A 14,353-nucleotide genomic window follows, 5' to 3' on the forward strand; every position below is an offset into this window, starting at 1 on the left:
CCCATGGCTCTTTGGAGTTACATAGCTTCGGATTCGTGACCGTTTTGTGAGCAGGTGCCTGTTGCTTCTGGTATAATGGCAACTAACCTACTCTAGTTCAGCAGAGGTGTTTTTTTCCATGAGATCCTGGCTACATCGTCTGAAAGAATTGTTTTTTGAACAAATGACACTCCGCAAACGGATCATACTCATATTCGGTGCAGCCACACTGGTGCCATTTTTGTGTACCGTATTGTTGTCGCATCAGGCGATTACCACCATTATGAATAAGAACCTGACTTCCGGTGTACAAAGCAATCTGCACCAGGTCCAGTTATCCCTTGAGAACACCATCAGCAATTTGAATCATGTCTCACAGCAACTGGCTTACCCTGGCAGTGTCGGCAAACGGTTGGAGCAGTTTCTGATGGAGACCGAGCCCTATGAGCGGGCAAGTCTGGTAGAGGAGATCAAGACGGAATTGAATCTGGTTACGTTTACGAATCCCTCGACAGGTCTGGTTCTCTATTATTTCACCAATCAAGATCGTCATATGTTTGAAAATATGGGGTTGAGGCGTGATTTTTCTCTAAAAGATCTGCCTCGTCTGGCCGGGTACCACCGGATTACGTACTATGGACCGCACGTCAGCAACACGCTCTACAATGATCAGTTCGTGCTCTCTGCTATGCGTCAGGTCGATCTTCCCGATCAGAACAGCGTGTTTGTCTATATTGAATCCGATTTCAAGCTGACCCAGAACATCCTGGCAAGTGACCGGATCGCCAAGCATTCGCATCACCTGATTCTCGATAACGACCAGCGGATCGCTTACAGTGAAGCGAATGAGGCGTTCCCGCAGAATTCGTACTTTGGCGGAGAGCCGGACGTCGGGGGATACGGGGGGGAGATGATCTCCGGTCAGCTCAAAGGCTATTATTGGTTCAAGTCCGTCAGTAATCAGGGGTGGAGTATTGTCTCTCTGATTCCGTCTGCAGAGTACAATGAGGAACGCAATCGTTGGCTCCTGCAGATGGGCGGCTTGTTCCTGTTGTTTACGGTCATGGCCTTGCTCATCTCCTGGCTGCTGTGGAAGATGGTGTATAAGCCGCTGAATCAATTCAGTCTGGAAATGAAAAATGTGGTCGGCACCCGTGTCCTGTCGAAGCCTGCCAAGACGACGATTCCGGAATTTGTCCATCTCATTCATCAGTTCCACAATATGAAGGGGCAGATTGCCGCTTTATTCCAGGAAGTTGAGCAAAAGGAGAAGCGGCGGGCCGATCTGGAGGTAGAGAAACTGCGTCACCAGATCAATCCGCACTTCCTGATGAATACGCTCGACACAGCACACTGGCTGGCTGTGATGAACGGGCAGAAGGAAATTGACAAGCTCGTTCTCTCGCTAAATAAATTACTGCACTATAACCTTGGCAAGCTTGGCGAGAGCTCCACCATCCGCGAGGAAATTGATTCGCTTCGCCAATATCTCATTCTTCAGCAGATCCGTTACGATTTTGAGTTCGATGTCCGAATCGATGTCAATGATGCGGTATTGGATGTTGAGGTGCCGCGCTTCATTCTGCAGCCGCTGGTGGAGAATGCTCTCTACCATGGACTTGATGACGGCGGGCAGATTGTCGTACGGGTGGAGCTGGGTGAGGAAATCGAGATCAGCATTGAGGATAACGGCGCAGGCATCTCTGAAGATAAGATTATGGAGCTGCTCGATGAGAATCAGCGGGACAAAGATAAGGTTGGCATGGGCATCGGCATGAGCTATGTCAAACGCATCATTCAGTCCCATTATGAAGGGCAGGCAAGACTATTAATCCACAGCAAGGTCGGCGAAGGCACACTCATCCGTCTGCTGCTCCCTTACCGAAAGGAGGAACAAGCATGAATGTATTAGTCGTAGATGACGACAAGCTCGTCCGCAAAGGCTTGATCTCAGCCATGCCGTGGGACAAGTATGGGCTGCATGTGGTAGGGGAAGCCAAAAATGGCGAGAAAGCGCTGGAGCAGCTGGAGACGCTCCAAGTTGATCTGCTTCTGACGGATCTTGCCATGCCGGTCATGTCGGGCATGGAGCTGATGCGTGCGGTACGCAAGCAATATCCGCACATCTTTATTGTGGTGCTGACCTTGCATCAGGACTTCGAGTACATTCAAGAGGCGCTGCGTCTGGGAGCCATCGATTATATTGCCAAGGTGCAGCTGGAAGAGGAACAGTTCGACGAGGTACTGGCGCGCATCTGTGGGCGCATCGCAGAGGAGCAGCGTCGATATGTCGCGCCTGCAGCGGCTGTTGAATTAACTCCTACACTGGATACGCCCGATCGCGGACTGGCCGTCATTGACTGGGAAGAAAGTGGAGGGAACGGCGATAGCAGGTTGCAAAGCATGCTGGCAACTTGGTCCGCAGTCGCATCCGGTTTATATATGACGCTGGAGAAGAATGAGGAGGAGAGGCGGCAGGTGACGGCGCAGTTGAAGGCGTCAGGTGGACGGTCATCGGGGCTGGCCTTCTTAAGGCTGAGTAACATGAGCGGATTGGAGCCCGGACAACTGGAGCGTCGACTGATCGCTTACCGGTCACACGACTTCTTCTATGAATGGGACCCGCAGCAAGCCTGGTACGATGTCAACCTGGCTCAAGTGGCGGAGCAAGCCGAGTCGCTCTCCAAGCCGGAGCTGCTGGCGCTGCGCGAGCGCTGGCAATCGCTAGCCTGGCTGCACCTGGAGGAGCGGTTTGAGAAGCTGCTCAGCGAGCTGAAGGCTGTGCGAATGCCCCCGGCACAGCTCCTATCCGAGCTGGAGCTCTGGGTGATGGCATGGCATCGCTTCTATGCCCCGGATCGACTGGAGCTGCCCGATCGGCTGACGGCTTGGACAGACGTGTCATCGTGGCTTCGCGATGCCCGCGACCGGCTGGCCGCACGGCTTAGCAAGCCGCTCTATTCGCCAGAGGTGCGGGAAGTTATTCTTCAGGCGGCCTGGCGAGTGCACGAGCGCCTCGCAGAGCCTCTGCAGGCGACGACGATTGCGCGTGAGTCGCATATGAGCCGCAGTTATTTTAGCCAATGCTTCAAGGATATTCTGGGGATGCCCTTCAACGAATATGTTCGTTACCATCGGATGGAGCAGGCCAAGGCCTATCTGCGCGAAACGAACCACACCGTGCTTTGGGTAGCTGAGCAGATTGGTTATACCGATGAGAAATATTTTAGCCGCCGTTTTCGCGAACAGACGGGGGTGCTCCCCAGCGAGTACCGTCAGCAGTGCAAGCGGGAATCGGAGATGACCGACATTTAGTCATATGGAACCTCAGGCCGAAGGAATATGGGCAGCCGTCTTTTTGACGGCTGTCTTTTCTGTTTGAATTCGGTTTGATTTGTACAATAGGTAAATGAAGCTTTGTAAAACATACGAATTTTTACGTAAAATAAATCACTTTGGTTTTACTGAAAGAGGAGGAGCTTAGCATGGTCAGAATGGAGACAATCGCCAATCTGGCAGGCGTGTCGGTATCTACCGTCTCTAATGTCCTGAACGGGCGGTCCAATGTCGGGCAGGCAACGCGGGAGCGGGTCTTGCGGATTTGCGAAGAGCAGGGCTACCAGTTAAATACCCCTACCCGCAAGGAGCGTTCGAGCAAGTCTAACCGCATCCTGTTCGTATTCCAGGATTTCGATCGCGATTTTTACCTGAAGATCATTCATGGCATCAGTGATTATTTGACGGAGAACGGCTATGACCTGGTGATTTGTACGAACCGCTCGAGCGGGAGCTTCATGCGCAGCAGCTTTGCAGGAGGCGCGATCTGCCTCGACGGCAGCATGACCGACGAAGCGGTGCTTGCCGCCTCGACGCCCGAATTTCCAATTGTGGTGATGGACCGCATCATCCACGACGATTCAACCAATGTAAAAAGCGTGGTGGTGAACAACTATCCGGTGATGTGCGAGATGGTTCAAGCGCTGGTGGAGTCGGGCGTGAAGAAATTCGGATTTCTGGGTGGGCAAGAGTTTACGCTGGATAACAAAGAACGATTTGAAGGACTTGCGGACACCTTGGCTAAGAATAATCTGCCTTTTGACCGCAAATATTATTACCATGGCAATTACCGGGAACAAAGTGGCTACCAGGCCGCCAAAATTATGGCTCTCAGTCACGATCTCCCCGAAGCCTTGATTTGTGCAAATGACAATATGGCGATTGGTGCGATCAAGGCATTTGAAGAGAGCGGGATCCGGGTTCCGGAGCAAATTGCCGTAACGGGCTTTGATGATTCCGAGACCTCGGACATGGCGGGGCTGACGACCGTCACGATTCCCAGATACGAAAGCGGCTATCTGGCAGCCAAGGAGCTGCTGGAGATGATTCATGGCCAGGCAGACCGGACACCTTTCAAACTCAATGCATCCGTTACGTGGCGAAGCACGACACCAAGGGATGAATAATGGGATTGTAAGTAAAATTTTACTTGAAATATTTTTGTTTTACTATGAATAATATAATTTTTTATCTATGGAAGTGTTTACAATCGAAGAAAAGATGGTAATAAGAACTGAATATTATGATGACTAAGGGGGCGCGTACATTGAAAAAAGTAAAATCTATTTCCGGTTTACTGAGCGTAGTCATGCTATCTGCTGTTGTAGCGGCGTGTGGGGGCAACGGGGGCAATAACCCCGCACCGGGCACCAATAATCCTGATAACGCTGGGAACGGCGGCATGGAGCCGATCTCGATCTTCCAATCCAAGGTCGAAATTGCTGGTGAGCTGGAGGCCCTGGCTCGGACGTACACCGAGGAAACCGGCAACCAGATCGAAGTATGGGGCTCAGCTGGCGATGCTTATATTACGCAGCTGCAGGCTCGCTTGACTGCGAATGAAGGGCCGACAATTTTCAGCGTCCAGCCTGGAGAAGAAGCGGAGCGCTTCAAGTCTTATTTCTATGACATGTCCGGCGAGTCGTACATCGAGAACCTGGCACCGGATATGGGGCTGGAGATCGACGGCAAAATTGTAGGCATGCCCATCGGCGTCGAAGGCTTCGGACTCGTCTACAATGCGGACATGGTAGATCCTGCAGACGTAACGGACTTGGCGAGCTTCACCCAGACCCTGCAGCGTCTCAAAGCAGAGGGCGTGAACGGCCTGAGCCTCTCCGAGGAAGCTTACTTCCTGATCGGACATATTATCAACACGCCATTTGCTCTGCAGGAGGATCCGCAAGCGTATCTGACGCAGCTGGCAGCTGGCGAAGTGAAAACGGCAGAAACCCCGGAATTCCAAGAGTTTGCCGAGTTTCTTGAGGTAATCCGTGCGGAGACCACTAATCCGCTGGAGGTTACGTATGACAGACAAATGGGCGACTTCGCTACCGACCGCAATGCGATGGTTCACCAGGGCAACTGGAGCTACAGCATGCTGGAGGATTTCGGTGAATTGAACATTGGCATGATGCCATTCCCGCTGATGGGCAATGACAAGCTTGCCGTAGATATTCCTGCCGGCTGGGTGATTAACAATTCGGCCAGCGAAGGCCAGATTCAGGCAGCCAACGCGTTCATTGATTGGGTGTACAACAGTGAAACCGGACAAAATGCAATCGTGAATGAATTCAAATTCATTCCGGCCGTGACCAACATTGAAGCGACCGATATGGACCCGCTCTCCCAAGCGGTTTACGACGCTACACAAAGCGGAGATACCATCCCTTGGGCACTGACCTACTTCCCGCCGGGCATCATCGTCAATGACCTGGCACCGCTCGCACAGGAATTTTTCCTGACCCCATCCATGACGGGTGAGCAGTTCCTGGAGCGTTTGGACCAGGTGTGGGCGAACGCCGGATAAGCAATGATTGTATAGAAAACATGCGAAAGCCTGACTTGCCAGACATGTTAGGCTTTCGCTTTGTCTGAAGTTTAAAACACGGTGGAAAAGAGGCGCACGGATGAAAAAAAATAGAGACCGGGCATGGTATGCCCTATTTACCGTCCCGCTGCTGATTATTTTTTCGATTGTGGTCATTATTCCGTTTCTGATCGGGATCTATTATTCCTTCATCAGCTGGGACGGGATTGCCGCTAACCCCAAGGTGTTCGTGGGACTGGATAACTATGTACGGCTATTCCAGGATCAGCGGTTTATTCAATCGGGATGGGTCACCTTGCAATTTACGTTGCTTGCGCTGATCATCGTCAATTTGTTTGGTTTGGTTTTCTCCATGTTAGTTACCAGCAAGCTGCGGGTGCGCAATGTGGCCCGGACGATGCTATTCATGCCGAACCTGATTGGCGGCCTGATTCTGGGTTACATCTGGAAGTTTATTTTCACAGACGCCTTCCGCAATGTTGGTGAGGCTACGGGATGGACCGGGTTCTTCTTTAACTGGCTGCTTGATCCTCAGTATGCGCTGTTCGCACTGGTCGTTGTTTTTGCATGGCAGATGGCTGGTTATACGATGATTATTTATATTGCAGGCATTCAGGGCATCCCCGATGATGTGATGGAAGCGGCTCGAGTGGATGGAGCCAACCTCTGGCAACGGACGACGCGCATTGTGTTCCCGCTGCTGATGCCCTCCTTCACAATCTGTCTGTTCCTGACTCTGTCCGGGGCATTCAAGATCTTTGATGTCAACCTCTCGCTGACAGGCGGCGGACCGATTAACTCCACCGAGCTGCTGGCGATGAATATCTTTAATGAAATCTTTGGCTATAACCGGTACGGTCTCGGCCAGGCCAAGGCGATCATCTTCTTCATCCTCGTCGCCGCAGTCACCATCACTCAGGTGATTATCACGAAGCGAAGAGAGGTGCAGATGTAATGAACAAATCGGTCAAATGGCTGTTGGAAGTGCTGTTGCTTCTGGCAGCGGTGGTCTTCCTGTCACCGATCTACATTATGTTGGTCAATTCGTTCAAGAATCGCGCCGAGCTCTATGAGAACGTGTTGTCACTACCTTCTTCCTTCAGCTTCCAGTATTACAGTGAAGCCATTGATCGGATGAACTTTTTGACAGCCTTCGGCAACTCGTTGTATGTCACCATCACCTCTGTGGTCTTTATCGTCGTGCTTGCATCGATGACCGCGTGGATGCTGGTTCGCACAGACAATCGGCTTAGCCGTATCATTTTCCTGGTGTTCGTATCCACCATGCTGATCCCGTTCCAGACGCTGATGATGCCGCTGATGCAAGTCATGGACTGGATTCGTTCGAACACGGGCATTCCCATGCTTAATACGCATGAAGGCTTGATCTTCATGAACATTGGCTTTCATGCCAGTATGGCCGTCTTCCTCTACCACGGCTTCATCAAGTCGGTGCCGATTGCACTGGAGGAGGCGGCTACGATTGATGGCTGTACCAAGTTCGGTGTATTCTGGCGCATCGTCTTCCCGATGCTGAAGACCATCACGGTCACGGTGGCCATTCTCGATGTCATCATGATGTGGAACGACTATCTGCTGCCCTCGCTGGTCCTCTCGTCGACAGGTCTGCGGACAATCCCGCTGGCGACCTTCTACTTCTTCGGGGAGTTCACCATCGTGTGGAACCTGGCGATGGCTGGTCTGACGCTGACCATCATCCCGGTTGTCATCTTCTACGCGTTCGCGCAGAAGTACATTATCAAGGGCATTGCTGCCGGGGCGGTAAAATAAGGATGGAAGGGAGAGAAGCATGACAATTAAACATGAAACGCAGCAAGGCAATCCGTCTGCTACGCCAACCAAGGCCTGGTGGAAGGAAGCTGTGGTCTATCAGGTGTACTGGCGCAGCTTCTATGACTCGGATGGGGACGGATTTGGCGATATGGAAGGACTGATCGAGAAGCTGGATTATATTCAGGGCCTCGGTATCGACATCATCTGGCTTAACCCCGTGTTCGAATCTCCTGATCTGGACAACGGATATGATATTTCCGACTATGAGTCGGTCATGCCCAAGGCTGGAACGATGGAGATTTGGGAGAAGCTGCTGGCTGAGGTTCATGCTCGCGGAATGAAGCTGATTATGGATCTGGTCGTCAACCATACGTCAATGGCCCACCCGTGGTTTCTTGAATCTCGTTCCTCCCGTGATAATCCCAAGCGGGACTGGTATATCTGGCGGGACGGGCAAGATCTGCATCCGCCCAACAACTGGCGTTCCTATTTTACGCCTTCCACCTGGGAGTGGGACGTCGAGACCGAGCAATTTTATTTCCACTCCTTTGCCACAGAGCAGCCGGATCTGAATTGGGAGAACCCGGAGCTGCGGCAGGAGATCTACCGGATGATGCGGTTCTGGCTGGACAAAGGCATTGACGGTTTCCGTCTGGATGCGATTGCCTTGCTCGCCAAGCCGGAGTCCTTCGAAGATGCGCAGAACCCGGAGGATATTGCTTATCTGACCAATAATCCGGGACTGCATGATTACCTGCAAGAGATGCACCGTGAGGTATTCAGCCGTTATGATGTGGTGACGGTTGGGGAAACGGCCTTTGTCTCTCCAGAGGATGGGCTGAAGTTTGTCGATGAGGAGCGGGGCGAGCTCAACATGCTGTTCCACTTCGAGGTTTGCGACGAGATGCCCACTTGGGATATGCTCCGGTTCAAGCAGGTGCAGCGCCGCTGGTATGATGGGCTCTGGGGACGTGGCTGGGGCTCGCAATTTCTCAACAATCATGACCACACGCGGCAAGTGACCCGATACGGCAACGACGGAGCATTCCGTGTCCAATCCGCCAAGCTGTTGGCGACGATGCTTCATACATTGCCGGGCACGCCTTATGTGTATCAAGGCGAGGAGATCGGAATGACCGGGGTGCGCTTCCCCTCGATTAATCATTACAATGACATTGCGATGCGCAACCGGTATGAGGAGGAAGTGAGCAAGGGTCGTGATCCGCAAGAGGTGTTGGAGGAGCTGCAGCCGCTGAGCCGGGACAACTCGCGTACGCCCATGCAGTGGAATGATTCGGAGCACGGCGGTTTCTCCAGTGGCCCACCATGGATCTACCCGAATCCCAACTACAAGGACATTAATGTGGAAAAGGATGGGGCGAGTCCGGATTCGGTTTACCGTTACTATCAACGCCTCATCGCCCTGCGCAAGCAGTATGAAGTCATGGTGTACGGCAATTTCGAGGAGCTGGAGCCGTGGCGCGAGGATGAGCATTTGTACGTCTACACTCGGACGCTTGGTGAGGAGACGTGGCTGATTGTGCTGAATCATGCGGATCAGCCGGCCATTCTGGAGCTGCCTGAATCTTGGCGGAATCAGGAGCGTGTGCTGCTGCTGGACAATTATGCCGGAGCCGACGACGAGATCGGCGGTCCGTTGCAGCTCGGTCCGCATGAGGCGCGTATCTATCGGATGAATGGATAGGCGAGATTCCTGTTTATTAATGTGCAAAAGGAGCCTACGGTCACGGATCGATCTTACGATCGCTGTTGTCCCCGAATTTCTTGATTTACTAAACGCTCCAGCGGTTGAAATCCGGGGACAAAGGCGAACGCTTCGCAGCATATGCTCCCGAAGTCGCTTTCTTTCAGAAAGCGTTGACCAGATTCGATTCCGTGCCTCTTCGGCACTTTTATTACGTTAAATGGCGGAATCCCGGCGAGTGGTGCAATTCAAGTGACATTGTGCACCTAAATCGGTGGAATCCCGCCGAGTGGTGCAATCCAAGTAACATTGTGCACCTAAATCGGTGGAATCCGGCCAGTGGTGCAATCCAAGTAACATTTTGCACTTAAATCGACGGAATCCCGCCGAATGGTGCAATTCAAGTAACATTGTGCACCTGAATCGGCGGAAACCTACCGAGTGGCGCAATCCAAGTAACAAAGTGCACCTAAATCGGCGGAAACCTACCGAGTTGTGCGATTCAAGTAACATTGTGCACTTAAATCGGCGGAATCCCGTCGAGTGGTGCAATCGAAGTAACATTTTGCACTTAAATTGGCAGAATCCCGCCGAGTGGCGCAATCCAAGTAACATTTTGCACTTAAATCGGTGGAATCCCGCCGAGTTGTGCAATTCAAGTGACATTGTGCACCTGCATCCCGATACCCAGTCTCTGTCTGGTATTGCGTAACCGCTTCCTTTACAATGGAGGTGGAGCTTATTTGAAGGGAGCGGAGGGTGAATGAGCAAGCATCGAATCATCTTGATCGGCCATGGTACCATCAGTGAGCGCTACATCGTCGCCTTGGGGAAATTGCCTCACGCCGAGATTGTGGGTGTCGTTGGCCGCAACGAGGAGCGTGTGCGGACCTTTGCAGAAGCGCGGCACCTTGGCACATGGGGTACGAATCTTGCCGAAGTCGCGGCACGCTCAGGAGCTACGGCGGCGGTCATTTGTACGCCGAATGCGGCGCACGCTGAAGGCGTGCTGGCTGCCGCCGCGCAGGGACTGCATATTTTGTGTGAGAAGCCGCTGCACATTGATCCGGCTACGAGCCAGCGCATGATTCAGGCCTGTGAGCAGCAGGGGGTGAAGCTGGCGGTGTCCTACATGCGCCGCTTTACGCCACATATTCAGGCAGTCAAAGCATTCATCGATTCGGGAGGGCTCGGACGGTTAAAGGTGCTGGATGTGGTCCTGAAGCATTATCGCGACGCCACGTATTATGATTCATGGCATGGCACCTGGGCGGAGGACGGTGGCGGGCCATTCATGCAGCAGGGTAGCCATATGATTGACCTGGCCAATTGGCTGGGTGGCGGCTATGATGAAGTGCTTGGTGCGCATATGTTCCGGATTGCTCATAAGATCGAGACGGAGGACCACGGGTATGCCATCATTCGTTACCGCAGCGGGGCGGTCGGCATGATTGAAGCTTCCACAGGCTGCCCGGGCACGAGCAGTGATCGGATTGAGCTCTCGGGAGAACGAGGCAGCATTGCACTGGACTTCGACGGCATACTTAGCTGGGAGGTACCAGGTGTGGAACCGCCGTCGTCAGCCGATGCGCTTGACGAGATCCCAGCCGCATTATTTGAACGGCTGTGCGCCGATTTTCTGGAGAGTATCCAGGAAGGCCGATCCCCTTATGTGGATGGGAGAGAGGCTGCAGCTGCAACTGAGCTCATCGCTGCCATTTATGCCAAGGCAGGTGCGCCTCAGGACTTAGTAAATTAAGGTAAATAATTGGAAGAGGGATGCGGGAGCAACCCTTCTTTTTTATTGCTATATCGGGCATTTCGCCCAATCGATTCTCCCATTCATGACTTTACTTGGCTTAAGAAGGGAACCCCAGAGGTTAGATTTTCCATGGTTTCTATGAAACTATCTGTAGTAGAGTAGTCTACGGATAGGAGGAATCGATGGATGAAGTTTACAGGTAAGATGCTAGGCTGGTGTGTTTTGATGGCAAGTATGGTTGTCGCACCTGTCGCCGCAAGCGCGGCGCCGGTAACAGTCACGAAGATCACCGTAGACGGGACCGAGATTTCGACGCCTGCGGCGCTTCGTCATGACCGGATGATGGTGCCGGCGGTTCTGTTCAACCAATTGGGCGCTCAAGTGTCCTGGAACACGCAATACCGCTCCGCTGTGGTACGTCAAGGCTCCTTGACGCTCGCTTTTTCGGTGCATCGAAGCTACTCTAATTTCGTTCGGGGCCAAGGACAGTGGCAGAGCGATCCACTAGGTGCGCCAGCTTTCCTGCAGGGTGGACGGGCCTTTGTTCCGTTAGCGTATACGGCAGAGAAACTGGGCATGACTGCAACATACGATGCGGGCAGTCGGACCGTGTCGCTGCGGACAAGCAGCGGCAACTACAAGCCCCAATCGATAGCCAATATTAACCGCGTGTCCGCTACCGCAGAGGATATGAAGTGGCTGTATCGAATTACGGAGGCTGAAGCGGGCGGTGAGAGCTACACCGGCAAGGTGGCGGTAGCAGCTTCGATTATTAACCGTGTGCTGGATACGACAGGCTATTGGCCAGATACGCTCAAAGATACTATTTTTCACGTAACAACTTATAATGGCAAATCTTATTATCAATACTCGCCAGTGCTGGACAAACGGATTTATGACGCCGTACCGTCCGCTGAGACGATTCGCGCCGTGGATGAAGCGATGACTGGCAGTGACCCTTCCAAGGGGGCACTCGTTTTCTTCAACCCTGATAAAACCGACAATCAATGGGTGCGCAGCCGCCCGGTTACGATCGTCATTGGCAATCATGTATTTACAAAATAATATCGTTTGGACACGGGTCTCCACGCTGTTTTGCGTAGGAGGCCTGTTTTGCTTGGGACGGTTTGCCGAAAATGCAAAAAACCACTTGGCACTCATCTGCCAAGAGTGCTAAAATAACCATAGTCCAACCTTAACAACCATTGTTTTTTATTTGGGAAGGGAGAGAATGTGCAAGTGGAAAAGAAGCAATTCCAAGCAGAATCGAAACGTTTGCTGGAGATGATGATTAATTCGATCTATACCCAGCGGGAGATCTTCCTGCGTGAGCTGATCTCGAATGCCAGCGACGCCATTGACAAAATCTACTACAAGGCCTTGACCGACGATTCGCTCGTTTATGACAAGGACAGCTACTATATCAAAGTAACGGCGAACAAGGATGCCCGGCTCCTGACGATCTCCGATACCGGAATCGGCATGACCCAGGAGGAGCTGGAGAGCAACCTCGGCGTTATTGCCAAGAGTGGCTCGCTGGCCTTCAAGAAAGAGACGGAAATCAAGGATGGCCACGATATCATCGGTCAATTCGGTGTTGGTTTCTACTCCGCCTTTATGGTTGCCGACAGCGTGACAGTTGTCAGTAAAGCGATCGGCAGCGACACCGCTTATAAGTGGGAATCGGACGGTGCCGACGGCTACACCATCGAGCCGACATCCAAGGAGACCGTAGGAACCGAGATCACACTGAAGATCAAAGAGAACGGCGAAGAGGATAACTACGATGAGTTCCTGGAGCCTTACCGGCTGCGGGCCATCATTAAGAAATACTCCGACTTCATCCGTCATCCGATCAAGATGGAGATTCCGTCGTCCAGACTGCAAGAGGGCAGCGAAACGGAATACGAAGAGTACATCGAGGAGCAGGTCGTCAACAGCATGGTGCCGATCTGGAAGAAGAACAAAAGCGAGCTGACAGACGCCGACTACGAAGCGTTCTATCAAGAGAAGCGTTATGGCTTCGACAAGCCGCTCAAGCATATCCATATTAGTGCTGATGGCGCGGTCGTGTACAATGCGATTCTCTTCATTCCAGAGAACACACCATTTGATTACTACACCAAGGAATATGAGAAAGGGCTTGAGCTCTATTCGGCTGGCGTCCTGATCATGGATAAATGCGGCGACCTGCTGCCAGACTATTTCAGCTTCGTCAAAGGAATGGTCGACTCTGAGGATCTCTCGCTCAACATCTCACGGGAGATGCTGCAGCATGACCGTCAGCTCAAGCTGATTGCCAAGAACATCAAGAACAAGATCAAAAGCCAGCTGCAAACTCTGTTGAAGGACGAGCGCGAGCGTTACGAGACCTTCTACAAAGCGTTTGGCCGCCAACTGAAGTTCGGCGTGTACAATGAATACGGCCGCGACAAGGATCTGCTGCAGGATCTGTTGCTCTTCCACTCCTCGACGGAGAAGAAGCTTGTGACGCTCGACGAGTATATCGGCCGTATGCCAGAGGATCAGAAGTATATCTACTACGCTTCCGGTTCATCGATCGACCGGATCGAGAAGCTCCCGCAGGCAGAGATGGTTGCGGACAAAGGCTATGAGATTCTCTACTTCACGGACGACATTGACGAGTTCGCGATCAAGATCCTGACCAGCTATAAGGAGAAAGAGTTCAAGAACGTCTCCAGCGGTGATCTGGGTCTGGATGAGAACGAGCAGGAGAATAAGGACGAAGCCACCGAAAACGAGCACAAGGATCTCTTTGAAGAGATGAAGAGCATCCTGGGTGACAAGGTGAAGAGCGTCCGTATCTCTAAGCGTCTGCGCAGCCATCCGGTGTGTCTTACTACGGAAGGTGAGCTGACGATTGAGATGGAGAAAATCCTCGCAGCGATGCCGAACAACGAGAACGTCAAAGCCGACAAGGTGCTGGAGATCAACAGCAACCACGAGGTATTCGCTTCGCTCAAGAATAGCTACGAGAACGACAAAGAAAAATTGGGACTCTACACCAATCTTCTGTATCATCAGGCCCTGCTCATTGAAGGGCTGCCGATTGAAGACCCGGTACAGTTCACCAATGACATCTGTAAAGTCATGGTCACGCCGAGCGCGTAATAAGCCGCTGACCACTACATCAAAGCCCCCAGCAGCTTCCATTAGGAACTGGCTGGGGGCTTTTACTGTCATCAGGGACGGTTTGATCAGTATC

General features: G+C 52.3%; 10 protein-coding genes. All 10 read left to right on the forward strand.

Annotated elements, in window-relative coordinates; translation table 11 throughout:
- Nucleotides 1-118: 118 nt before the first annotated feature.
- The 10 genes from F556_RS0116565 (at nt 119) to htpG (ending at nt 14,259) form a co-directional block, all read left to right on the forward strand.
- Entirely contained in the window at nt 119-1,882 is a 1,764-nt protein-coding gene (locus tag F556_RS0116565; RefSeq protein WP_020618100.1) for a sensor histidine kinase, read from the forward strand.
- Entirely contained in the window at nt 1,879-3,294 is a 1,416-nt protein-coding gene (locus tag F556_RS0116570) for a response regulator (RefSeq protein WP_020618101.1), read from the forward strand. Before F556_RS0116565 ends, F556_RS0116570 begins: the two co-directional genes overlap by 4 nt.
- Before the next feature lie 170 nt (nt 3,295-3,464).
- Nucleotides 3,465-4,442: a LacI family DNA-binding transcriptional regulator gene (locus F556_RS0116575; protein WP_020618102.1), complete on the forward strand. Its 978-nt coding sequence runs from the start codon at nt 3,465-3,467 to the stop codon at nt 4,440-4,442.
- 140 nt (nt 4,443-4,582) lie between these two features.
- Entirely contained in the window at nt 4,583-5,845 is a 1,263-nt protein-coding gene (locus F556_RS0116580; RefSeq protein WP_020618103.1) for an ABC transporter substrate-binding protein, read from the forward strand.
- Nucleotides 5,846-5,945: 100 nt separating this feature from the next.
- On the forward strand, nt 5,946-6,821 hold the full coding sequence (locus F556_RS0116585) for a carbohydrate ABC transporter permease (RefSeq protein WP_020618104.1): 876 nt from the start codon (nt 5,946-5,948) through the stop codon (nt 6,819-6,821).
- Nucleotides 6,821-7,657, forward strand: a complete 837-nt coding sequence (locus F556_RS0116590) for a carbohydrate ABC transporter permease (RefSeq protein WP_020618105.1) — start codon at nt 6,821-6,823, stop codon at nt 7,655-7,657. Before F556_RS0116585 ends, F556_RS0116590 begins: the two co-directional genes overlap by 1 nt.
- Before the next feature lie 19 nt (nt 7,658-7,676).
- Nucleotides 7,677-9,365: a glycoside hydrolase family 13 protein gene (locus tag F556_RS0116595; RefSeq protein WP_020618106.1), complete on the forward strand. Its 1,689-nt coding sequence runs from the start codon at nt 7,677-7,679 to the stop codon at nt 9,363-9,365.
- Nucleotides 9,366-10,128: 763 nt separating this feature from the next.
- The gene (locus F556_RS0116600; protein ID WP_020618107.1) at nt 10,129-11,124 is read left to right on the forward strand and encodes a Gfo/Idh/MocA family protein; all 996 of its coding nucleotides are present in this window, start codon (nt 10,129-10,131) and stop codon (nt 11,122-11,124) included.
- Nucleotides 11,125-11,313: 189 nt separating this feature from the next.
- Nucleotides 11,314-12,192 (forward strand): cell wall hydrolase, encoded by an 879-nt coding sequence (locus tag F556_RS36360; RefSeq protein WP_020618108.1) that lies wholly within the window; start codon nt 11,314-11,316, stop codon nt 12,190-12,192.
- A gap of 174 nt (nt 12,193-12,366) precedes the next feature.
- Nucleotides 12,367-14,259 carry a molecular chaperone HtpG gene (htpG, locus tag F556_RS0116610; protein WP_020618109.1) on the forward strand — a complete coding sequence of 631 codons (1,893 nt, stop codon included), beginning with the start codon at nt 12,367-12,369 and terminating at the stop codon, nt 14,257-14,259.
- Nucleotides 14,260-14,353: the final 94 nt, after the last annotated feature.

This window comes from Paenibacillus daejeonensis DSM 15491 (assembly GCF_000378385.1).
Lineage (GTDB): Bacteria > Bacillota > Bacilli > Paenibacillales > Paenibacillaceae > Paenibacillus_D > Paenibacillus_D daejeonensis.

Coding starts and splice junctions, on each gene's coding strand:
- F556_RS0116575 (WP_020618102.1), top strand. CDS start 3,465: ATGGTCAGAATGGAGACAATCGCCAATCTGGCAGGCGTGTCGGTATCT.
- F556_RS0116585 (WP_020618104.1), top strand. CDS start 5,946: ATGAAAAAAAATAGAGACCGGGCATGGTATGCCCTATTTACCGTCCCG.
- F556_RS0116590 (WP_020618105.1), top strand. CDS start 6,821: ATGAACAAATCGGTCAAATGGCTGTTGGAAGTGCTGTTGCTTCTGGCA.
- F556_RS0116565 (WP_020618100.1), top strand. CDS start 119: ATGAGATCCTGGCTACATCGTCTGAAAGAATTGTTTTTTGAACAAATG.
- F556_RS0116600 (WP_020618107.1), top strand. CDS start 10,129: ATGAGCAAGCATCGAATCATCTTGATCGGCCATGGTACCATCAGTGAG.
- F556_RS0116570 (WP_020618101.1), top strand. CDS start 1,879: ATGAATGTATTAGTCGTAGATGACGACAAGCTCGTCCGCAAAGGCTTG.
- F556_RS36360 (WP_020618108.1), top strand. CDS start 11,314: ATGAAGTTTACAGGTAAGATGCTAGGCTGGTGTGTTTTGATGGCAAGT.
- F556_RS0116595 (WP_020618106.1), top strand. CDS start 7,677: ATGACAATTAAACATGAAACGCAGCAAGGCAATCCGTCTGCTACGCCA.